The sequence below is a fragment of the Rufibacter soli genome (assembly GCF_054781795.1).
Genome location: NZ_BAAGTS010000005.1, coordinates 358952 through 381508, shown reverse-complemented (window position 1 = coordinate 381508; position 22557 = coordinate 358952). Strand labels below are relative to the sequence as shown.

Genomic DNA, 22557 nt, shown 5'->3' with positions numbered 1-22557 from the left:
CGGTTTTACACCTGTAGGTCTTTACTTTGTAAGAGTTAAAGGTACTACATGAATTATTTTCAACACAACCAGCCTTTTGAATTAGAAGGCGGGCAAACGCTTCCAGCACTCACCATCGCTTACCATACCTTTGGTACCCTCAACGCAAAGAAAAGCAATGTGGTCTGGATTTGCCATGCCCTTACCGCTAATTCAAACCCAATGGACTGGTGGGACGGGATTGTGGGCGAAAATAAAGTCATTAACCCTACTGAGCACTTCATTGTCTGCGCCAACATTCTGGGCTCCTGTTACGGCACCACCGGCCCTTTGAGCATAAACCCTGAGACACAGCAGCCTTATTACCATACCTTCCCGCAGATAACCATCAGAGACATGGTGAAAGCGCATACCTTGTTGCGCGAACATTTGGGGCTGGAGAAAATCCATATTCTGGCTGGTGGCAGTTGTGGCGGCTATCAGGTGCTGGAATGGGCCTTGACCGAACCTGATGTGACAGAGAACCTCTTCCTGTTGGCTACCTCTGCCGCCGAAAGCACTTGGGGCATTGGTATTCACACCACCCAGCGCCTGATGCTAGAAGCCGATGGCACCTGGGGCCAGTCTACCCCTGCCGCCGGAAGCAAAGGCCTGAAAGCGGCCCGCGCCCTGGGTATACTTACGTACCGCAACTACCAAATTCTGGCCCAGAACCAAACCGACGACGACTCTGAAAAGCTGGATAACTATCGCGTTTCTTCGTACCTGAACTACCAAGGCGATAAACTGGTGGCCCGCTTCAACGCCTACAGCTACTGGTTTCTGACTAAGTCCCTGGACAGTCACAATATTTCGCGCGGGCGCGGCGGCCGTTTAGAGACTGTGCTGGCCGGCATAATGCAGAAGACCTTGATTATTGGCATTAGCAGTGATATTCTATGCCCCGTACAGCAACAGCAGTTCATGGCCCGCCACCTGCCTTATGCCACGTATGTAGAGATTGACTCCAATTATGGCCATGATGGGTTCATTATTGAGGGCGAAAAGATCTCCCATCATTTCTCCAACTGGCTAGCCGAAGTGGAAAAGCAGGACACCGTTTCTGGAGCCATGCAGCAGGTGTAGTTAAGCAAGATTCCAGACAGAATATCTTCGCCACGGACTCCCCATATGAAGGGGGTAGGGGGATGTTTACGCAGGAGAAAAAACCAGCAAAATAAGTCATTGCGTGCGGACAGGTCGAGCCCTGTCCCTACGACAAAGAGGCATACTTCTGTTTTAAGCCCGTTTTCCCGAAAACAGGCTTAAAACACGCCCACCGCTTTCAGCAGGATTCTCAGGCTCCAGATAATGACCAGGGAGCCTACGGCAATGAACATGGTTTTGAGGGGCAGTTTTCCGGCCAGACGGGCAGCGATAGGAGCCGCTATGACCCCGCCCAGAATCAAGCCCAGAATAATAGACAGGTGCTCCAGGCCCAGCATGGCAAAGAACGTCAAGGAACTGGCCAGGGCCACAAAGAACTCCGTGATGCTCACTGAGCCAATCACAAAACGTGGAGAACGGCCCTTTGAAATTAGCGTACTGGTCACCAGCGGACCCCAGCCTCCGCCTCCAAACGAATCAAGAAAACCACCGGCACCAGCCAGTAGTCCTGCTTTCTTTATTTTCTTGCGTTCCTTCGTTTTCCTGAAAGCGGTATAGAGAATTCTGGCGCCCAGAATCAAAGTATAGGTGGCCAACACCGGCCGAACGTACCCGGCGTACTCCTCCCCCACCCAAGACAGTAACAGGGCCCCTAAAACGGCGCCAATCACGCCCGGTATCAACAGCACCTTGAACAATTTTTTATTGACGTTCCCGAACTTGTAATGGCTGTAGCCCGAGGCCCCGCTGGAGAAAACCTCAGCGGTATGAATACTTCCACTAATGGCAGGTAGGTTCACCCCCAACGACATTAAAATGGTGGTACACGTAACGCCATAGCCCATGCCTAAGGCCCCGTCTACCAACTGCGCCACAAAGCCGGCCACAATCATCCAGTAAAATAGCGGGTCAATAGAGGTGGCAAAGGTTCCTATCTCCTGCAACGAAAGGTAGGGCGAAAGCACCAGCCCCAGCGTGGTAAAGAGCAACGCAAACAAACCGCCAAAGCCAACTTTCTGGAGCCAGCCAACCTTGTTCTGTCTTTTTTGAACAGCAGGTGGTTGTGTAGCCAGCACTTTGGTGATGTCGTTGAGTTGGGTCACCTTGGCAGAGAAATCTCCTTTGAGGCGGTTCCGGATGAGTTGCAGGTTGTCCAGTACCTGGTCCAGTTCCTCAGGCAAGGCGTCATGGAAGGTTTCCTTCAGGCGTTTGGCCAGCGTGGGCGATTTTCCGTTGGTAGAGATGGCAATCTTGAGGCTGCCTTTGCGCACCACTGAGCTTAGGTAGAAATCACACAGTTCCGGCTGGTCGGCTACGTTCACCAGTTTGCCCTGGCGTTTGGCTTCCAGGCTGATCTCACGGCTGGCCTGACGGTCATTGATGCCCACAATCACCAGATCGGCGCCAGCCACGTCTTCTGGGGTGAACGGTTTGGCCACCAGCGTGATGTTTTCATTCTCCAGGGCCAGTTGCAGTACCTCTTCACTGAACTGAATGGCCACTACTTTAATGGTGGCCCTGGGCGAATTCTGCAGCAATGCCGTCAGTTTCTCGGTGCCCACGTAGCCTCCGCCCACCACCAGCACGGTCAGGTGCTCCAGTTTCAGGAAAACCGGGAACAACTCATTTTGCTCTTTCACAGTGGTAGTGGCCATAGGTGATGGTTAGTGGAGAAGTCTGAATACTACTAAAGTACAACTTTAGCATGAAATAAGTAATAAGGAGTTTAATGCTGCTAAGCAGATTTCCGTTTTGGGCCCATTTTCTAAAAAACAGGCCCAAAACGGAAACTTGCCGCGCCTACACTAACTTCCGATTGGCGAACTCGCTGAAACGCTCACCGGGAATGCGCTCCTGTTTGAAGGTGGCAAACACTTGGTCTAGCTCTTGCAGAATGGCGGTTTCATCCACGTTCTCGCGGTAGATTTTGTTGAGGCGTTCCCCTTGCGCGTCTGCGCCCAACTGCAGGTTGTAGCGGCCAGGCGCGGTGCCTACAAACCCGATCTCGGCCATATAGGACCGCGCGCAGCCGTTGGGGCAACCGGTCATCCTGACAATAATCTCCTCATCCTGCAGGGTGTGTTTCACCAGCAGTTCGTCTATTTTGGTAATGAGGTGCGGCAGGTAGCGCTGTGCCTCTGCCAGGGCCAGAGGACAGGTAGGCAGGGCCACGCAGGCCATAGCGTTCTTCCTGAGCAAAGAGGCTCCCTCGGTGTGCAGCACTAGGTTGTATTTTACCAGAATCTGGTCAATAAGGGCTTTGTCTTCAGGGGTGATGTCACTCAGGATCACGTTCTGGTTACAGGTAAACCTGAAGTTGGCCTTCCCGGTTTCGGCTACCTCCAGAAAGGCAGATTTCAAGGCCGCATTTCCCTCATCTACCACGCGTCCGTTCTCCACAAACACGGTGTAGTACCACAAGCCTTTGTCGTTCTGCTTCCAACCGTAATGGTCTACGCGGCTCTTGAAGGCATAGGGTCTTGCTGGCTCCAGGTCAAACCCGATGCGGCTTTCCAACTCTTTCCGGAAGCCGTCTACGCCCATGCGGTCAATGGTGTATTTCACGCGGGCTTTCTTGCGGTCTGAGCGATCGCCAAAATCACGCTGCACGGTCAAGACTTCATACACGGCCTTGAACAGCTTCTCATCAGACTCCTGGGTACTCACAAAACCAAGCACCGAGGCCAGCCTTGGGTAGGTATCTGGGTTGCCATGGGTAGAAGACAGACCGCCGCCAACGGCAATGTTAAAGCCCAGTAATTCCTCATTCTCAATAATGGCAATAAGCCCTAGGTCCTGGGCAAACACATCGGCGTCATTGTTAGGCGGAATGGCCAGACCAATCTTGAACTTGCGGGGCAGGTAGCGGTCCTGGTACAGCGGGTCTTCCTCCTCTTTCTTGTCTATGATTTTCTCGTCTTCCAGCCATACCTCATAGTAGCCTCGGGTCTTGGGCAACAGATACTCACTTATGCGATCAGCGTACTGGTGCACTTGCGCATGTAGCGGAGACTCCAGCGGGTGGGCCGTCGCCACCACGTTCCGGTTCACATCGCCGCAGGCCGCAATGGAGTCTAGCCCCACCGCGTTAAAGGCCTTGTGCGTGGGCCGGGTGCGCGACTTCACAATGCCGTGCAGCTGAATGGTCTGGCGGGTGGTGATTTTGATGACGCCTGTTGAGTTTTCGCCAGCAATATGGTGGGTGGCTACCCACTGCTCCGGGGTTAGGAAACCACCCGGCAGGCGCAACCTGATCATGAAGGAATACAGGCGGTCCAGTTTCTTGGCGGCGCGTTCCTCGCGGCGGTCGCGGTCATCCTGCTGGTACATACCGTGGAATTTCACCAGCGCCTGGTCATCTTCCCTGATGGCGCCCGTGATTTCATCCAGCAAGCTTTGATTGAGGGTACCTCTTAAACCGTCGCTTTCCTCTTTGATACGCTCAATAGGCGACAGATTCTTTTTATCAATTGACATGGTAAAACGGTCTTTATATTAGGCAGAAAGCAAGCCTCCTGCGGTTATTTCTGTTGGCTGTTTTAGGCCTGTTTTCAGAAAAACAGGCCCAAAACAGGTTTCATTTTTAACTACTTCTGGGTCCTCTCTACAGGGGATGTCATGCGTGAAGATCTAGTTGATCCTAGTACACATCCTTAAGGTAGCGGCCTTCTTCTTTGAGTTTGTCCAGGAAGCCGTGCGCGTCTTGGGCGGAGAGACCGCCTTGCTCAGCGATGATCTGGAGCAGGGTATTCTCCACGTCTACGCTCATGGGTTCTTTGGCCCCGCAGACATAGAAATAGGCCCCTGAACTGATCCACTCATACACTGCCGCGGCGTTTTGCAGCATCTTGTGCTGCACGTACACCTTCTCTTTTTGGTCACGCGAGAAAGCCACGTTCACCTTAGTCAGGACGCCGGTTTCGGCCCAGTTCTGGATTTCGGTTTGGTACAGGAAGTCGGTGGCGAAGTGCTGGTCCCCGAAGAAGAGCCAGTTGCGGCCCTCGGCGCCGGTGGCGTCCCGGTGCGCCAAAAACGCCCGGAACGGGGCTACGCCGGTGCCCGGCCCAACCATGATAATGTCTTTCTCTGGCGCCGGCAGCTTGAACTGGTGGTTTTTATGGATGTAGAACTCAAACTGGGTATCTACCGGCAACTCAGATAAATAATCTGAGCAGTGGCCGCACAGTTCCTCCTCGTTCACCCGGAACTCGTCACGGGCCACCGTCAGGTGAATCTCGCCGTCAAAAGCCTCCAGAGAGGAAGAGATAGAATACAGACGGGGCGTGATAGGCTCCAGAATCTGAAGTACTTCCTTGAACTGCTCGGTGTCTTTTACCGGGTAGATCTTTAGCAGGTCCAGCAGGTCTATTCTGGTGGCGGGAATATTTTGCCCTACCACCTGGGCGTACTGTTTCACTACCCGCTCTGGCAGGTAGGTCACGCTCAGCTTAGAGGAAAGCAGTTCCTGCGCGGGGTAGGTGTTGTTCCTAAACCCAATAGGCGCCTCCGGGGCAAGCTCCGCTAGTTTCAAGATAGCGGCTACCGTAGCTGGTCTGTTCACAGGTACCACGCCCAACGCATCGCCGGGCTCGTATTCCAGCTCCTCGGCGGCAATCTCTATATGGTGTGTTTTCTTCCGGGAACCGGTGTCATTCAGCAGCAGGTTGGTGAGCACGGTACCGGTGTAGGTTTTCTTACCGGCTTTCTTGGCTACTGGCGCGCCGTTTACCTGGGCAGGGGCCGCGGCTGGCGCCGAGGTGGTAAGGGCCTGCAGCACGCTCTGCAGCCAGGCGTTGGCCTCGTCTTCAAAGTCCACATCGCATTTCTGGATGGGGGTGATGCGGTTGCCGCCCAGGCGTTGCAGTTGGGTGTCTACGTCTTCGCCGGCCTTGCAGAACAGCGGGTACGAAGTATCGCCTAAGGCCAGCACGCTGTACTTGAGCTTGCTTAGTTTGGTCTCCGTTTGGTGAATATGGTCATAGAATTTCTGGGCCGCTGCGGGGGGCTCCCCTTCGCCTTGGGTGCTTACCACGGCCAGGAAGTATTCCTCCTTCTCCAGGTCATTGAGGCGGTACTGGTCCAGGCTGACCACGCGGGTATTGAGGCCCGTTTTCTTGGCTTTACTGGCAAACTCAGTGGCTACCCGCTTGGAGTTACCGGTCTCGGTGCCGTAGGCAATGGTCACGCGGCCCGCTACTGGCTTGGCGGCGGCCACTTCTGGGGCAGCCTCTGGCAGTGAGGTTCCCTGGGAAATATGCCCCGACAGGTACCCGCTCATCCAGATCAACTCTTCATTGGTAGACTGACTGATGAGGGTCAAAAGGGTCTTTAATTTTACTTCTGCTAACATGGCAATCACTAATTATTGTAAGACCAAGCTGACTTGTTCAGAGACCGGCTTGAAGTAATATTCTCTACTTGGATTGTTGGTGAACCACTTGAACTCCTGGTGCAGGTTCACCACTTTGCCTATGATCACCAAAGAGGGCGACACAAACGTCTTATCCCCCAGGTTCTGGGTAAACTCATACAGGCTGCTCACGTGCACGTGCTGCAAAGGTGTGGTGGCCTGTTCTACCACGGCCAGTTGTTTTTCGGCAGAAATGCCGTGGCGGGTCAGTTTCTCCACTACCTCACTTAGGCGCTCATTGCTCATGTAGAACACCAGCGTGTCTTCCGTGTTGGCCAGTTCCTGCCAGTAGCCGTCGGTGAGTTTGCTGTAGGTGTAGAAGGTGAGAAACCGCACGGCGGTGGAATGTTGCCGCGCCGTAAGCGGAATGCCCGCATAGGCCGCCGCGCCCAACGCTGCCGTAATGCCCGGTATGATCTCATAGGGAATCTCATGCGCCACCAGGGCCTGCAACTCATCCAGCACGTTGGAGAAAATGGAGACATCGCCGCCCTTTAGGCGCACCACCTGCTTGCCCAGCAACCCGAACTCCACCAACAGTTCATTGATAGTGGCCTGCGGGGTGGTACCGTAGCTGCGGCACTGTTTGCCCACGTACACAATCTGCGCGGTGGGTGCGGCGTAGCGGTGCAGAATCTCTTCACTTACCAACCGGTCTACCAGAATCACCTCGGCCTGGGCCAGGGCTTTCACCGTCTTGACCGTGATCAGGTCCGGGTCGCCGGGGCCGGCGCCGGCAATGATCACTTTCCCTCTTGTCTGGTCCTTACTCATTGTTCTGTTGTTTTACCATTTCCCTTTAGGAACTGGGCATGTTTGGCTGAAGGAGCGTTTCTGTTTTGGGGCCGTTTTCTGAAAAATAGGCTCAAAACAGAGGTTCAAAAGCTGGCACCTGGCACCGGAGAAAATCACCGACAGCGGATGCAAAAGGTTGTAGGGTTCCCTCCTCCGCTTTCGGTTTTTGCCTTTTACCTCATAACCAGAGGCTTATAAAAGGTAAAACAGACAGGCGAGGTGAATATAAAACGGCTGTTTTAAGGCTATTTTTTAGATTTCAGGCCAAAAGGGTTTCTCACTGGCCACGGAGTCAATCATACAGGCGCCCACCGTTACGTTGCTGGTTTCATCAATTAAGATGGCGCCGCCGTTGGCCCTTAGTTTCTTGTAAGAGTCAAAAGGGATTGGCGATGCCGTTTTGATGGTAGCCTTGACCACGTCATTAAGCCCCGCCGATGCTGGGGATGCCTCTTTCTCCAGGGTGTTCACGTTGAGTTTATACTCCAGTTCTTTCACCACGCAGCGCACGGTGCGGCTGTTGATCTGGAGCAGGTATTTGTTGCGGGGGACCAGTGGCGTGTTGCTCATCCAGCACAAGACCACGTCAAACTCCTGGGCCACTTCTACCGGCGCCTCTTTCTGCACAATCACATCGCCACGGCTAATGTCCACATCGTCTGCTAAGTGCAGCACGGCGCTCTGCGGCGCGAAGGCTTCTTCCACCTCAGCCCCGGCCACCTCTACTGCAGCAATGGTGCTTTCTACGCCCGACGGCTGCACCACCACTTTATCACCTTTGCGGTAAATGCCGCTGATGATCTTGCCGGCGTATCCCCGGTAATCAGGCAGTTCCTCGGTCTGCGGCCTGATCACGTACTGCACCGGGAAACGGCCTTCAGACAGGTTGATGTCTTCGTGCACCTCCACGCTCTCCAAAAGGCCCAGCAGGGAGTCACCGTCGTACCAACCCAGCGAAGCAGATTTCTCCACAATGTTGTCGCCGTTGAGGGCACTGATGGGAATGTAAGACACGTTTTTGAGGCCCAAAGATTTAGCCACCTGCGCGTAGTCAATCACAATGTCATTGAACACGTTCTGCGAGTAGTTGACCAGGTCCATCTTGTTCACGGCCACCACCACGTGCGGCAGGTTGAGCAAAGAAACAATAATGGAGTGCCGGCGGGTCTGCTCCACCACCCCGTGGCGGGCATCAATCAAAATAATGGCCAGGTCTGAGTTAGACGCCCCGGTCACCATGTTGCGGGTGTACTGGATGTGGCCCGGCGCATCGGCAATGATGAACTTTCGCTTGGGCGTGGAGAAGTACTTGTAGGCCACGTCAATGGTGATGCCCTGCTCCCGCTCCGCCCGCAGGCCGTCGGTTAATAGGGCCAGGTCAATCTGACCTTCCTCGCGGTTTTTGGTGCTGCGCTCAATGGCTTCCAGCTGGTCCACCATGATAGACTTGCTGTCATAAAGCAGGCGGCCAATCAAGGTACTTTTGCCATCATCAACGCTTCCGGCGGTTAAAAATCTTAAGATGTCCATTTTTGAAATGAGTTCTGAGTCTTGAGTTCTGGGTCCAGTTTCTGTTTTAAGGGTGTTTTGGGGAAAACAGGCTCAAAACAGGTTTGGGCTTTTGGCTGAAGCACTCGTTTTATATTTAATATCGGCTGCGCCGAGATCATTTTTACTGTTTGGCAATCTACTTTCCTATGCTCTCTATGCTCTTCCGGAGTTCCACTCTGGAAGTATTTGGTTGGGGAGTGGAACTCCCCTTCTTCTGCCGCTTTTGTTCGTGGTCACCGGGGAGTTCCACTCCCCGGCTGTTTAGTTCGGGAGTGGAACTCCCAAACAGCGATGGAATTAGGAGAGCGTTGTAGTAAATGCTACTACCGTTCGCCCACAAGTTCCTTTCAGGATGACAGAGGAAAGGAGAAGGATGACAGAAGAGAGAAAGGTGGAGCTAAATATTCTCTCATTCACTCCATCACTCATTCACTCAATGCCTAAAAGTACCCGTTCTTCTTCCGGTCTTCCATGGCGGCTTCAGAGACGCGGTCATCTATGCGGGTTTGGCCGCGCTCGCTGGTGTTGGTGGCGATGATCTCGTTGATGATGTCATCTAAGGTGGAGGCGCTGGACTCAACGGCGGCAGTACAGGTCATGTCGCCTACGGTGCGGTAGCGTACGGTCTTGCGGGTCACCACATCAGTGTGGTGCAGTTGCACAAACTCATTGGTGGCTACCAAGCGGCCTTCAAACTCCAGCACCTCGCGCTCATGCGCAAAGTAGATAGAAGGCAGCTGAATGTTCTCTCGCCGGATGTAGTTCCAGATGTCCAGCTCGGTCCAGTTACTGATGGGGAACACGCGCACGTTTTCGCCTTTCTGGATCTTGCCGTTGTAGGTGTTCCAGAGTTCGGGGCGCTGCAGCTTGGGATCCCAGGAGCCGAACTCGTCGCGCACGGAGAAGATACGTTCTTTGGCGCGGGCTTTCTCCTCATCGCGACGGGCCCCTCCGATGCAGGCGTCAAATTCAAACTCTTCAATGGTGTCTAACAGGGTGTAGGTCTGTAGGCCGTTGCGGCTGGGCAGTTTGCCTTTCTGTTCGGTAAGACCCTTGGCTTTGATGGTGTCTTCCACGTTGCGCACAATCAGCTTTTCGCCCAGGGTGGCGGCCAGGTAATCTCTGAAATCAAGGGCTTCCTGGAAATTGTGACCGGTGTCTATGTGCACCAAGGGGAAAGGCAATTTACCGGGTCTGAACGCCTTAAGTGCCAGATGCACCAGTACAATGGAATCTTTTCCGCCTGAAAACAGAAGGGCCGGGCGCTCAAACTGCCCCGCTACTTCTCTGAAAATGTGAATCGCTTCTGATTCTAATTGGTCTAGGTAATCTAATTTATAGGAACGCATACGCTAAGTATCTTTCTAAACAATTTTGGCTAATGAGTTGGCAACCCCGGGCTCCTGCTCGGTCACGTGCAAGCCGCACTCTTTTTTACTGCTGTCTTCCCACCACCACCGGCCGGCCCTAAAGTCCTCACCGGGCTGGATGGCTCGGGTACAAGGTGCGCACCCAATAGAGATAAAGCCTTTGTCATGCAGGTGGTTGTAAGGGATGTTGTGCTGCTTGATAAAGGCCATCACCTCTTCCGTAGACCAATGCAACAGCGGATGGAACTTGATGAGCTGGTTGCCTTCATCCCACTCAAAGGCGGGGAGGTCGCCGCGGCCTGGGGAGTGCTCGGCCCTGAGGCCCGTTACCCACACGGCATTACCCGCCAGCGCCCTTTTAAGCGGCTCCACCTTTCTAATGAAGCAACAGTCTTTGCGGTTCTGGGTAGATTCATAAAAGGCGTTGGGCCCTTTGGCGTGCACAAACTCCTCCAGCAATTCATTATTGGGGTAATAGGCCCTGATGCGGGTATTGTAGGCATCATTGGTCTTGTTCCACACCGAATAGGTCTCAGGGAAAAGGCGGCCAGTGTCCAGCGTGAAAAGGCTGATGAGCAGCCCGGTTTCCAGAATCTGGTGCGAGATCACCTGGTCTTCAAAACTGAAGCTGGAGGAAAAGGTCACCTGGCCCGGGTAGCGGTCGGCCAGAAAAGCCAGCGCCTGGTCTAGGGTGAATCCTTCTGTCTCCTGGATAAGTTGAGACACATGCTCTTTTTGCGAAGAGGCCATGGCAAGAAAATAGGAAGTATGAAAAGAAAATAAGGAAAGGTGTACCCCAAGGGCACAACAAGAAATAGGCTGCCAGTTTCTTAGCAACAACAGCAGCAGGGGCTGCAACAGCAGAAGCGCATTCGCTTTATGTGGGAAGAATAGACCATGTAGTCTTTATCTGGCTGTTAAGATGATGGCAAAGATAGGAACCGATTCTTTTAAACCAAATTTTCTCTATCAATTTAGTAGAGATTTAAAATAAAAATTCAACAACTAAAATCACGGTTGCTTTCATATCTCATACTTTATTAGCAAAAGTGTTAACGTATTCACAAGCCACGCTGTTCTGTTCTAAGCCCATTTTTCTAAAAAGAGGGTAAAACCAGGTTTTTACCATCCCAAAACACTCCTGCCGGCTGCCTTACCCTATCCTGTTTCTACCCCAAACAAGCCAAGTTTCTTTAAGGCAAGAGAGTACTTTCACCTGAATAGTTAAAACCTCCTGCCTTCCTCTTTGCCCCGCAATGGCTACCTTTGGGCTTTTAGAAATCTGTGCATATGCAAACTTTGGAGCAACTGTTGGCCGGCGAGTTAAAGGGAAGCACCCGCTTAAAACTGTCTTGCGGACTTACCCATTTCCCCGAAGAGATACTAGACCTGGCAGATACCTTGGAGATTCTGGACTTGTCTGGCAACCGATTGACGCAGCTGCCTGCAGACTTTGCCCGCCTTAAGAACCTGAAAATCACGTTCTTCTCAGACAATGACTTTACGCATTTCCCGGCGGTGCTGGGGCAGTGCCCGCAGCTGGAGATGATCGGGTTCAAGGCCTGTCAACTGCAGCACATTCCCGAAGAGGCCATTCCCGTTGCCACCCGCTGGCTGATTTTGACCAACAACCAGATCACTGCTTTGCCTGCCTCCATTGGCAAATGCACCCGCCTGCAGAAACTCATGCTGGCCGGCAACCGCCTCACCCACTTGCCAGAAGCCCTAGCCCACTGCCAGAATCTGGAGCTGTTGCGTATCTCAGCTAATAAGCTGACCCAACTGCCGGACTGGCTTTTCTCCCTGCCGCGTCTGTCGTGGCTGGCTTTTGCCGGTAATCCGTTCAGCCAGAAAATCAAAACCCCGCACAGCCTACCAGCAATTCCTTGGTCAAGCCTGGAGTTAGAGGAACAATTGGGCGAAGGGGCCTCGGGCGTAATTTCCCGGGCGCATTGGCAAACCCCATTGTCTGGCGCAGCTAACCAACAGGTAGCCGTGAAAGTATTCAAAGGCGAAGTCACCAGTGATGGCCTCCCTGAGGATGAGATTATGGCTTGTATGGCCGCTGGTCCCCACCCTAACCTGGTGCAGGTGCTGGGCACCATCACAGATCATCCAGAACAGAAACAGGGGCTGGTTCTGGACCTCATACCCACTGGCTACCGCAACTTGGGCGGTCCACCCAGCTTTGCTACCTGCACCCGTGATACCTTCCCCCAAGGCACCAACTTCACGCGGCGAGAGGTTTTATCTATCGCTGCAGGTATTGCCTCAGCGGCCGCGCATCTGCATGCCCAAGGTATTCTGCACGGCGATTTGTATGCGCACAACACCTTGGTGGATGAAAACGCCCACGCCCTCTTCGGGGACTTTGGGGCCGCTACGCTGTATGACAAAACAGCCCCCGAAGCCGCTGTACTGGAGCGCCTGGAAGTGCGGGCCTACGGCTATCTGCTGGAAGATTTACTGGATCATTTCCATCCTTCAGCCGCAGAACAAGAGGTGGCCCAACGCCTTTTGCAGCTGAAGAATTCCTGCCTGCAACCAGAGGCGTTCACCCGGCCCAACTTCAGCAGCATTATGGATCAATTAGCCGCTATTTCTAAAGCAGAATAATTCCGGCGGCAAGCCGAAGAACCAAGATTAGTAGTAAGATAAATTCAACCTTTCTATGGTCATTTTGGAAGGACTTTGCAGGACAACTTGAAAAGCTTTGAGCAGAAGTCTTTACCGTTCGCCACCTAGATCCTTCCAGGATGACAAAAGGAAAAATGCCTTGGCATTTCTGTTCAGGCACCTAAAAGCCAGAAAGCGGCGGCGATCTACTTCTTCTTAAATTACAGAAAAGGTCTCCTGCAAATTTGCCTTCCGTTTTAAGCCCGTTTTCAGGAAAACAGGCCTAAAACGGATTGTTCTTTCTTCCGCCTTCAAAAAATCAGTAACCTCCATACCGGCAAAACGGTACATGGTACATCTGGCAGCGGCAGGCAATCCCGGTGCCCGAAAAAACCTGTATGGCAAAACATACCTATGACATGGGCCTGATTGGCAACTGTGCCTATCTAGCGCTCATCCACAAAGACACTAACATTGAATGGCTCTGCTGGCCCCGCTTTGACAGCAGCTTTATCTTCGGGCCGCTCATGGACCGGCAGAAGGGCGGCGAGTTCTCTGTGAAGCCAGACGCGGACCAGTTCACCTCGCACCAATACTACAAAGAGAACACCAACATCCTCTGCACTGAAATTACCTGTGAGCAAGGGTCTTACCGGGTAACCGATGTGGCCCCCCGTTTCCGGCAGCACCAACGGTATTTCAAGCCGCTCATGATCATTAGAAAAGTAGAGCCGCTGTCCGGCACGCCGCGCATAAAAGCTACCTGCCGACCCATGGGCAAGTACGGCGAGCTGGAACTAAAAAGAAGACGCAGCAGCAACCACATCGCTTTTCTGGGCCTGGACGAAGAAGTGCGCCTGACCACCAATGCCTCTTTGAGCTACATTCTGGAAGACCAGTACTTTGTCCTGAACGAGACGCTTTACTTTGTCCTGACTTACGGTGCACCGCTAGAGGCCAACCTGCAGAACACCGCCGAGGAATTCCTGAGCCAGACCACCCGTTATTGGCGCATGTGGGTGAAGAACACCAGCATCAGCACGTTCCACCAGGAGCAGGTAATCAGGAGCGCATTGGCCCTCAAGATCCATCAATACGAAGACACCGGGGCTATCATTGCCTCGCCTACCACCAGTTTACCGGAGCACCCCGGCAGCGGCCGAAACTGGGACTACCGCTTCTGCTGGATGCGCGACACCTACTACATTCTTAACGCGTTCAATAACATTGGGCACTTTGAGGAGATGGAGCGCTATTTCCATTTCATTGCCAACATTACGGCCAAAGACACGCAGCGCTACCAGCCGCTGTACTCTATTAGCGGGCAAAGCCAGCTCACCGAGATTGAGATGGACCTGGACGGATACCTGGGCAACAAGCCCGTGCGCATTGGCAATGACGCCTACACCCACATCCAGAACGACGTGTATGGCCAGATTCTGGTGGCCCTGTTGCCGCTGTACGTAGACCGCCGCTTCAATGACGCCGAGCGCATTGACTCCCAGAAGCTGATCTACAAGACCCTGCAGAAAATAAAGCAGACCATGCATGAGCCCGATGCCGGTTTGTGGGAGTTCCGTGATTTTGCCCAGTTCCACTGCTATACCTACCTGTTCCATTGGGCCGGGGCCTCGGCTGCCCGCAACGCCGCCCGCTACATGGGCGATGACCAGATGGCCCACCTGGCCACCGAGCTCATGCAGGAGGCTGCCAGCAAAATTGAGGAGTGCTTTGACCCGCAGCGCGGGGTGTATACCCAGGCCATTGGCAAGAACCACCTGGATGCCAGCACCTTGCAATTGATCATGATGCACTACATTGACCCGGCCTCAGACCTGGCCAAGTCACACCTGGCGGCCATGGAGCGTGAACTGAAAACCCCCGAAGGTCTTTTCTACCGCTACAAACACGCCGATGATTTTGGGGTGCCGCAAAGCACGTTCCTGATCTGTGCGTTCTGGTACATTGAGGCGCTGGCCTGCGTGGGCCGTATTGACGAGGCCGTGGCCGAGTTTGAGAACATTCTCAAATACACCAACCACCTGGGCCTGCTCAGCGAAGACGTAGACTCCAAAGACGGCAGTCAGTGGGGCAATTTCCCGCAGGCTTACAGCCACGTGGGTTTGCTGAACGCCGCCTACCGCATCTCTAACCGCCTGGATAGACCCTCATTTTTGTAAGAAACTAGTTAGCGTTAATTTCTTTACAAAAGCAGAAAGGCCCGCAAGTTGCGGGCCTTTCTGCTTTTAGAAGGTTTTCTGTTTTGGGCCTGTTTTTGGAAAAACAGGCCCAAAACAGAAACAGCTGTTTATGGGATCTACTCACACAGGGAGTGCAGCAGTTTTCTTACTTCCTGGCTGTTGTCCAAGCTGAAACGGGCGTGCGAACGGGCATTGCCTACTTTAATGGTGAAGGCGTCCTCGGGCATTACGCTGAACATGTCTTCATCGGTGCGGTCATCGCCTATGCACAGGATAAGGTCATGGGGAAACTGCTCCACCCAGCGGGTAGTGCCAATGCCTTTGTTTACCTCCACGTTCTTCACCTCTACAATTTTATCGCCTTCCATGACTTGCAGGTTGATGTTGGCGGCCATGAACATAAGGTAATTACTCAGCTCACGGGCCCGCAGTTCGGCTAGGGTGGGGTCCACCTTGCGGTAGTGCCAGACCAGCGAGAAGTCTTTCTCCTCAATAAATGAACCGGGGGTACGGCTTACGTGCAGTTCCATGATGGGCCGTACCTCGGTCTTCCAGGCGTCACTGAGGTGCTGGATCATTTCCCAATCGCCGTCACGCTTCTTGAGCCAAACGCCATGTTCGGCAATAAAATCTACGGGTAGGTGCCCCAGCCATTTGTGCAGCGTGTTCCGGTCACGGCCGCTCACAATCACCAGCCGGTTTTTGGGGTCCTGGGCCAGACACCGGAGAATCTCCAGCAGTTCATCGTCTGGGAATGCGTGCGTAGGGTCTTTTTTGAAGGACGTGAGCGTGCCGTCATAGTCCAGGAATAACATACGCTGTTTTGCTTTCTTGAAAGTCTCTACCAACTGGGTGCTTTCTTCGGTAGAAAGGTACTCCGTGGCCATGGATAATTGCTTCATCTTTATGTATTCCAATCGGTTCATAAATATTTCCACCCAGTGGTGAATGTTGTAGCGGCGCACTAAATCCTGCATGTGTTCCATGCGCAGCATCTGTTCGTCCTCGGGCATGGTAAGGGCCTCGTGCAGGGACCGCACTATCTGGCCCAGATCATTAGGGTTGATAAGGATGGCATCTGCCAGCTCACGCGAGGCACCGGCCATCTCACTTAAAATCAAAACCCCTTTATGGTCTAGTTTACTGGCAATGAATTCTTTGCAGACCAGGTTCATGCCATCGCGCATGGGCGTAACCAGGGCAATGTCTGCCACGCAATACAGCGCGGAGAGCTCCTCAATGGGGAATGACCGGTAGAAATATTGGATGGGGTTCCAGGTGATGGTGCGGTAAGAGCTGTTGATACGGCCCACCAATTCATCAATGGTTTCCTTCAACTGCCGGTATTTCTCCACCTGGTCCCGGGAGGGCACCACCAGCATGAAAAGCGTGACTTTGCCCAGAAACTCAGGGTATTCCTTCAGGAACAGTTCATAGGCCTGCAACCGCTGCGGAATGCCTTTGGAGTAATCTAGCCGGTCTATGGAGAGCACAATCTTCTGGTCTGGCAGGGCGGCGCGGTATTCGTCTATCTTAACTTTGGTTTCAGCAGACTGGGCCAGGCTGGCGTACTTCTTATCATCTATCCCCATGGGGAAGGCGTCTACCATGATGTGGCGGTAGCCGTTGTCAATTAAGCCCTGTGCCGTATTAAGGCCCACAATGCGACTCACCGAGGAAAGAAAGTGGCGGGCATCATCATAGGTATGGAAACCGATCAGGTCGGCGCCCAGCATGCCTTTGAGAATCTGCTCCCGCCAGGGCAGCAGCCTGAACACCTCAAAAGAAGGGAACGGAATGTGCTGGAAAAACCCAATGCTGCTTTGGGGCAATTCTTCCCGCAGGAGGGCCGGCAGCAGCAAAAGTTGGTAGTCATGGATCCAGATGGTGTCACCGGGTTCGGCAGCTTCCATGACGGCAGCGCAGAATTTCTGGTTCACCGTCTGGTAGGCCTGCCAAAAGGCGTCTTCATACACGGCGTACTGGCTGAAGTAGTGAAAAGTAGGCCACAGGGTTTCATTGCTGAACCCTTCATAGTAATCCCGTATTTCAGTCTCGGTGAGGAAGACGGGCAGCATGCTCTGTTTAGACAAGTCATCATGCACTTGCTTTTCTTCTGCCTCATTCTCAAAATAAATGCCGGGCCAGCCAATCCAGAGGTTGTCGCCTTGCTTGTAGATAGAGCCTAACCCGGTAGCCAACCCGCCTTCACTTGTCTCATACACCAGGTCTCCTTCGGTTCGTTGCACTTTAATAGGAAGCCGGTTTGAGATGATGATGGTTTTAGGCATGGTTTCTATTTTTGGTGGAAACTAGGAAGGTGGGCAAAAGCCATTTGCACCGTGGCCAAACAAGAAAATCTGCGTAACATCAGCCCCTTCCGTGCTTTCATTTACTCCTTTCCTACCTGATAAGTTTACAACTCTCCACATAGTACAATATCAACCAAAAGGGCCCAAACCCGTTCCAAAGCAAAGACGCACCCTTTCTCTGCTGCCACAGACTAGGGGAAACCTGCCTTGCTTTTTTTATGAGGAATATGATAGAAGACATCATCCATGTCATTCAAGACCACCTGCCAATATTTTTTAAAGGAGTAGCCATTATAGTAGGCGGCCTGCTGATAGGGCTCCTTTTTAAGTTTCTGATCATCAGATCAGTGGCGCTGTACAACCGCCGTTACCCTAAGGTCTGGCTACAGGCGGTGCTCACCTATGTAAACCGGCCCCTCTCCTATTTCCTGCCGCTTTTGGTGCTGGCCATGGTGTTGCCGCTGGTGCCGCTGGCCCCTTATGGGTTTGAGGTGCTACGCCGCATTGTAGAGATAAGCCTCACCTGTTCTTTTGCCTGGCTCTTGATTGGCTGGGTATATGTGGTGCAAAGCAGACTCCGGCATAAGTACCAACTAGACAAAGCCGATAACTTTAAGGAGCGGAAGCTGTTCACGCAACTGCAGTTCATCAAAAAGATCGTGATCATTTTGATCGTGTTTTTCACGGCCGCCTTGGTCCTGATGAGCTTCCCTACGGTCAGGAAAATTGGAACGGGTCTGATCACCTCGGCGGGGATTGCGGGCGTGATCATTGGCTTTGCCGCCCAGCGGTCACTGGCCAACTTACTGGCGGGCTTCCAGATTGCCTTTACCCAGCCTATCAGGATTGATGACGTGCTGGTAGTGGAGAACGAGTGGGGCCGGGTAGAGGAAATCACCCTTACCTATGTGGTGCTGCGCATCTGGGACCAGCGCCGGCTCATTCTGCCCCTCAATTACTTTATGGAAAAGCCGTTTCAGAACTGGACCCGCACCACCACCGAACTGCTGGGCAGCGTCTTTCTGCACCTGGACTACACCGCCCCCTTAGAGGAACTGCGCACCGAGCTGAACCGCATCTTACCGGAGAACCACCTCTGGGACGGCCGGGTAGCGGTCCTGCAGGTAACCGAGGCCAAGGAGCGCACCCTGGAGATCAGGATTCTGGTAAGCGCCCAGGATTCTTCCAGCGCTTTCGACTTACGCTGCTGGGTACGGGAAAAACTCATCTCTTACGTGCAGCAGCATTACCCACACTGCCTGCCGCAAACCCGCACTACCACGCCGGCTGCCTCAGAAGGATGATCTTTATCATCTATTTAGATTTTTTCTAAACAATCTTTGTTTCTTATTCTCCTGCTCCTAGCTTTGTATCAGTTTTGATTTAGTCTAAATAAGCTGCTGCCTAAATTCTATGAACAGGTCCTTTTTACTCTGCCTTCTTTTCCTTTCCCTCCCCTTCCTTCTATTCGCTCAGACCAACGGTCGCGTGGAAGGCCGCATCCAATCCTTGAAAGGCGAAGCCCTGCCCGGCATTAGCGTGGGACTGGAAGGCACTACCCTGGGGAGCACCACCGATGACGAAGGCAAATTCGTGATCAGGAACGTGCCTGCTGGTAACTATACCTTGCAGGCCACCGGTATTGGCTATGAATCTCTCCGGCAGCCGGTGACCATTCAGGCGGGGCAATCCACGCCTTTGTATATGCGCCTCAACACCTCAGATTTTACGCTGTCTGAAGTAGAGGTTACCGGTAACCGCAGCGGCAATTACCTGGAGCGCGAAGGCACCACCGCCACCAAAATGGAAGCCGCCCTGCGCACGGTACCGCAGTCGGTGCAGGTGATTTCCCGCCGGGCGCTGGACCAGTTGCAGGTAGTGAAGATTGAAGACGCCATGCGTAACGTAAGTGGCGTGTCGGTGGAAACCGGCTTTGGCAGCAGAACAGATATTTTCCAGATAAGAGGCTTCAGAACCGACCAGAACAGCATCTTCAAGAACGGCTTTAGAAACCCGGCCCGTACCTACCGTGAGAGCGCCAACGTGCAGCAGATTGAAGTCATGAAAGGCCCGGCCTCCGTGCTGTATGGCGTCAGTGACCCCGGCGGACTCATCAACATCACCACTAAAAAACCTACCGCCTATACCTTCCAATCCCTGCAACTGACCGCCAATAACTTTGGCCTGATCAGACCCGCCGTAGATCTGGGCGGCACTATTGGCGAAAGCAAGGCCTTGAAATACCGCTTTAACGGCGTATATGAGCGCAACGAGAGCTTTAGAGACTTCATGAAGACTAAGCGCTATTTTGTGGCACCGTCTATCACCTATGACTTCTCGCCTAACACCACCCTGAGCGTAGAGGCCGAGCTATTGAACCATAACCAACCCTCAGACCGCGGTATTTTTGCGGTGAACGGCAAAATTGCCGATGTGCCCCGCAGCCGTAGCTTAGGCGAACCAGACAACTATTCTTTCTACCAGAACCGCTTTGTGCAGTACAACTTGCTGCATAAACTCAATGACACCTGGAGCCTGCGCCACGCCGCCAACTTCAACTACGGCACCGAAACCCGCAAACTGGTAGAGCAGACCACGCTGGTCAAAAACTCTGACCGCCTCATTAACCGTCGCTACCAGGACCAATATTACTTTGAGCGCTACTTTGCCACCCAGAACGAACTGTACGGCCGCTTTACCACCGGCGACCAGATTCAGCACCGCACCGTGGCTGGCGTAGAGTACAGCTCTTTCCTGCTGGACCTGAACGTGAAGCGCGCCGCCTATGACGTGCTGGACATCTACAACCCCGTGTACAGCAGCAAACCTAAGCCCGTAGATAAACTGGCTACCTCCCAGGATTACCAGGACCGCACCCGTAACTATGGTTTCTACGTGCAGGATTTCATTACCATTCGGCAGCGCCTGAACCTATTACTGGGCGGCCGCTATGACATCTTTGACTACCACTCTGAAGATTACTTAGGCAAAAACACCGTGGAGCAGAAGAATTACGCCTTTAACCCCCGTGTAGGTGTTTTATATGAATTGTACGGCCCGCTTTCTGTGTTTGCCAACTTCTCTACCGGTTTCCAGACCGAGATTGGCCGCACCCTGGAGGGCGACACCTTTGATCCTTTGACCACCACACAGAGAGAAGGCGGTGTTAAGTTAGGCCTATTCCAGGACCGCCTTAACCTGACTACCAGCTACTTCAAAATCAAGAAAAGCAACGTTTCTGCCGCTGACCCCAGAGACATCAACTTCAAGATCCAGATTGGAGAGATCATAAGCGAAGGCATGGAAGTAGACGTGACCGGCGAAGTGTTGCCCGGCCTAAATACCATTGCCACTTATAGCTACATAAACGCCAAGGTAAGCTCTGACGGTTCTACGCCTAAAGGCACCCGTTTCCAGAACGTAAGCCCGCATAACTTCACCTTCTGGAGCACCTATGAACTGCAGAAAGGTCTGTTGAAAGGCCTGGGCTTCGGGGGCGGTTTCACCTCGGTGCAGTCACGCCCCGGTGATGCCACCGATAGCTTTAGATTACCGGGTTACACTAAAGTAGACGCCACCGTTTTCTACCGCATCAAGCGCTTTAACATTAGCGTGAACGGCAAGAACCTCACAGATGAGCATTACTATGACGGTGCACAATCGGCTACGGCCATTATGCCAGGTGCCCCCCGTACCATTATTGGTACCGTAGGCGTGAACTTTTAAGGTAACTTCCACTACTTTTACGGCGCCAGCCTTCCGGCATATTCTGTGTTGAAAGGCTGGCGTTTTGATTTTATGAGGCTAAGGCAACTTCTGGTTTTAGTACACCTGTGGGTGGGATTGGTTTGCGGCGCCGTGTTGTCTGTAGTGGGCATCACGGGTTCTTTGTATGTATTCCAGCCCGAACTCACGGCCCTATTGTATGCAGACCTGTACCAGACCCAGAACAGCGGCCCGGCGTTCCCGGCCCTGGAGGTAGTCAAGAAAGCCGAGGCCCAGTTCAACAGCCCCTTGGCCACGCTCAACTTTCCTACCCGCGAACTGGAGAATTACCAAGTAAAGCTCAAAGACAAGAAAGAGTGGCTGTACTATGACCTGCATACCGGCCAGTTTTTGGGTGAGATGAAGGCTCGGCGGGGCGTATTTGAAGGTATTTTGGAACTGCACCGCCAACTGACCATGGGTGAGACCGGCTCCACCATTACGGGTACCTGCGCTTTATTAATGACATTTGTGCTGCTCTCTACCGGTCTGTACCTCTGGTACCCGCGCAAGAAGCGGTTGCTACGTGATGGGCTACGCTACAAACCCAACGCCGGGCCCAAGCGCCGCGCTTATGACCTGCACAACGTAACCGGTTTCTACGTGGCCTTGCCGCTTTTCTTCATGGCCATCACCGGCGCCTACTTCGCGTTTCCTGAAGGCATGCAAACCGCCGTGAACCAGGTCACCGCCACCAAAGAACGCCTCCCCGAAGCCAAGAAGCTGAAATCTGTGTACGCCTTGGACGCCCCAGCCCTTACCGTAGAACAGGCGTTGGCCCTGATGAACCGCTTCTACCCTACCCTGCCCAAGCGCAGCATGGCCATGCCCAAAGACAGCACCGGACATCTCTTCTTCACCTATGTAGAAGACGCCACCGTGGGCGCCGGCCCAGAATTGCGCCCCATGGTCTATCTGGACCAGTACAGCGGCCAGGTGCTTTTCCAGTTTGACCCGCATAAGGCTCCACTAGGCAACAGACTTTTGCGGAACTGGTTTATCCCTTTCCACTTCGGGGAGATAGGCGGTTATGTGACACGGGTACTCTGGTTCATTTTGGGCTTCCTGCCGGCCTTTCTGTGGGTGTCTGGGTTTGTGATCTGGCGCAACAAACAGAAGAAGAAAAAGCTTCAGTTGAGCGTGGCGTAACGTATCTGTTTTGAGCCTGTTTTTGGAAAAACGGGCTTAAAACGTATTACATGCATTCAGCTTCTGCCTATCAAGTTCGCCCACAAGGTCCTTTCAGGATGATAAAGAGGGAGTGAGAGAATATATAACAAAGGGGAAGAAGTGAGCGGTTGCTGGAAAGGAAGTGAGAAAGTGCAAAAACCTTCTCTGGTTCAAGTTTTCAACTTGGACCTACCATGGGCGGAAGTTTTCAACTTCCGTGAGGCGCTAGCCTCAAAAGCAGC

The 22557-nt window shown here is 53.1% G+C and carries 14 protein-coding genes; 6 read left to right on the top strand and 8 right to left on the bottom strand.

Translation table 11 applies throughout. The features are described 5' to 3' along the window. Positions 1–48 precede the first annotated feature (48 nt). Entirely contained in the window at positions 49–1104 is a 1056-nt protein-coding gene (locus ACYVJQ_RS16110; RefSeq protein ID WP_460894136.1) for a homoserine O-acetyltransferase family protein, read from the top strand. A gap of 179 nt (positions 1105–1283) precedes the next feature. Here the strand turns inward: ACYVJQ_RS16110 and ACYVJQ_RS16105 are convergent, their stop codons facing one another. The 7 genes from ACYVJQ_RS16105 to ACYVJQ_RS16075 form a co-directional block, all read right to left on the bottom strand. Further along, a complete protein-coding gene (locus tag ACYVJQ_RS16105) occupies positions 1284–2780 on the bottom strand; it encodes a TSUP family transporter (protein WP_460894135.1) in 1497 nt (498 codons plus the stop codon). A gap of 145 nt (positions 2781–2925) precedes the next feature. Beyond that, positions 2926–4602 carry an assimilatory sulfite reductase (NADPH) hemoprotein subunit gene (gene cysI, locus ACYVJQ_RS16100; RefSeq protein WP_460894134.1) on the bottom strand — a complete coding sequence of 559 codons (1677 nt, stop codon included), beginning with the start codon at positions 4600–4602 and terminating at the stop codon, positions 2926–2928. A 163-nt stretch (positions 4603–4765) separates the two neighbouring features. Beyond that, the gene (locus ACYVJQ_RS16095; RefSeq protein ID WP_460894133.1) at positions 4766–6475 is read right to left on the bottom strand and encodes a diflavin oxidoreductase; all 1710 of its coding nucleotides are present in this window, start codon (positions 6473–6475) and stop codon (positions 4766–4768) included. 12 nt (positions 6476–6487) lie between these two features. Further along, positions 6488–7309: a uroporphyrinogen-III C-methyltransferase gene (gene cobA / locus ACYVJQ_RS16090; RefSeq protein ID WP_460894132.1), complete on the bottom strand. Its 822-nt coding sequence runs from the start codon at positions 7307–7309 to the stop codon at positions 6488–6490. A 273-nt stretch (positions 7310–7582) separates the two neighbouring features. Then, positions 7583–8860 (bottom strand): sulfate adenylyltransferase subunit 1, encoded by a 1278-nt coding sequence (locus ACYVJQ_RS16085; RefSeq protein WP_460894131.1) that lies wholly within the window; start codon positions 8858–8860, stop codon positions 7583–7585. 461 nt (positions 8861–9321) lie between these two features. Then, on the bottom strand, positions 9322–10230 hold the full coding sequence (gene cysD, locus ACYVJQ_RS16080) for a sulfate adenylyltransferase subunit CysD (RefSeq protein ID WP_460894130.1): 909 nt from the start codon (positions 10228–10230) through the stop codon (positions 9322–9324). 15 nt (positions 10231–10245) lie between these two features. Beyond that, positions 10246–11001, bottom strand: a complete 756-nt coding sequence (locus ACYVJQ_RS16075; RefSeq protein WP_460894129.1) for a phosphoadenylyl-sulfate reductase — start codon at positions 10999–11001, stop codon at positions 10246–10248. A gap of 540 nt (positions 11002–11541) precedes the next feature. Between ACYVJQ_RS16075 and ACYVJQ_RS16070 the strand changes: the two genes are divergently transcribed. Together ACYVJQ_RS16070 and ACYVJQ_RS16065 are read left to right on the top strand one after the other, a co-directional pair. Continuing rightward, positions 11542–12867, top strand: a complete 1326-nt coding sequence (locus ACYVJQ_RS16070) for a leucine-rich repeat-containing protein kinase family protein (RefSeq protein WP_460894128.1) — start codon at positions 11542–11544, stop codon at positions 12865–12867. Positions 12868–13265: 398 nt separating this feature from the next. Next, positions 13266–15047, top strand: coding sequence for a glycoside hydrolase family 15 protein (locus ACYVJQ_RS16065; protein ID WP_460894127.1), 1782 nt, complete (start codon positions 13266–13268; stop codon positions 15045–15047). Between the two features lie 137 nt (positions 15048–15184). Here the strand turns inward: ACYVJQ_RS16065 and ACYVJQ_RS16060 are convergent, their stop codons facing one another. Continuing rightward, entirely contained in the window at positions 15185–17359 is a 2175-nt protein-coding gene (locus tag ACYVJQ_RS16060) for a bifunctional alpha,alpha-trehalose-phosphate synthase (UDP-forming)/trehalose-phosphatase (RefSeq protein WP_460894126.1), read from the bottom strand. Between the two features lie 239 nt (positions 17360–17598). Between ACYVJQ_RS16060 and ACYVJQ_RS16055 the strand changes: the two genes are divergently transcribed. The 3 genes from ACYVJQ_RS16055 (at position 17599) to ACYVJQ_RS16045 (ending at position 22294) form a co-directional block, all read left to right on the top strand. After that, on the top strand, positions 17599–18684 hold the full coding sequence (locus ACYVJQ_RS16055) for a mechanosensitive ion channel family protein (RefSeq protein ID WP_460894125.1): 1086 nt from the start codon (positions 17599–17601) through the stop codon (positions 18682–18684). Between the two features lie 109 nt (positions 18685–18793). Then, a complete protein-coding gene (locus ACYVJQ_RS16050; protein WP_460894124.1) occupies positions 18794–21106 on the top strand; it encodes a TonB-dependent siderophore receptor in 2313 nt (770 codons plus the stop codon). A 72-nt stretch (positions 21107–21178) separates the two neighbouring features. After that, entirely contained in the window at positions 21179–22294 is a 1116-nt protein-coding gene (locus ACYVJQ_RS16045; protein ID WP_460894123.1) for a PepSY-associated TM helix domain-containing protein, read from the top strand. Positions 22295–22557: the final 263 nt, after the last annotated feature.

Bases quoted from the DNA above. Each gene is read 5' to 3' on its own strand.
- cysI (WP_460894134.1), bottom strand. From the start codon at position 4,602: ATGTCAATTGATAAAAAGAATCTGTCGCCTATTGAGCGTATCAAAGAG.
- ACYVJQ_RS16055 (WP_460894125.1), top strand. From the start codon at position 17,599: ATGAGGAATATGATAGAAGACATCATCCATGTCATTCAAGACCACCTG.
- cysD (WP_460894130.1), bottom strand. From the start codon at position 10,230: ATGCGTTCCTATAAATTAGATTACCTAGACCAATTAGAATCAGAAGCG.
- ACYVJQ_RS16065 (WP_460894127.1), top strand. From the start codon at position 13,266: ATGGCAAAACATACCTATGACATGGGCCTGATTGGCAACTGTGCCTAT.
- ACYVJQ_RS16095 (WP_460894133.1), bottom strand. From the start codon at position 6,475: ATGTTAGCAGAAGTAAAATTAAAGACCCTTTTGACCCTCATCAGTCAG.
- ACYVJQ_RS16110 (WP_460894136.1), top strand. From the start codon at position 49: ATGAATTATTTTCAACACAACCAGCCTTTTGAATTAGAAGGCGGGCAA.
- cobA (WP_460894132.1), bottom strand. From the start codon at position 7,309: ATGAGTAAGGACCAGACAAGAGGGAAAGTGATCATTGCCGGCGCCGGC.
- ACYVJQ_RS16070 (WP_460894128.1), top strand. From the start codon at position 11,542: ATGCAAACTTTGGAGCAACTGTTGGCCGGCGAGTTAAAGGGAAGCACC.
- ACYVJQ_RS16075 (WP_460894129.1), bottom strand. From the start codon at position 11,001: ATGGCCTCTTCGCAAAAAGAGCATGTGTCTCAACTTATCCAGGAGACA.
- ACYVJQ_RS16050 (WP_460894124.1), top strand. From the start codon at position 18,794: ATGAACAGGTCCTTTTTACTCTGCCTTCTTTTCCTTTCCCTCCCCTTC.
- ACYVJQ_RS16105 (WP_460894135.1), bottom strand. From the start codon at position 2,780: ATGGCCACTACCACTGTGAAAGAGCAAAATGAGTTGTTCCCGGTTTTC.
- ACYVJQ_RS16085 (WP_460894131.1), bottom strand. From the start codon at position 8,860: ATGGACATCTTAAGATTTTTAACCGCCGGAAGCGTTGATGATGGCAAA.
- ACYVJQ_RS16045 (WP_460894123.1), top strand. From the start codon at position 21,179: ATGAGGCTAAGGCAACTTCTGGTTTTAGTACACCTGTGGGTGGGATTG.
- ACYVJQ_RS16060 (WP_460894126.1), bottom strand. From the start codon at position 17,359: ATGCCTAAAACCATCATCATCTCAAACCGGCTTCCTATTAAAGTGCAA.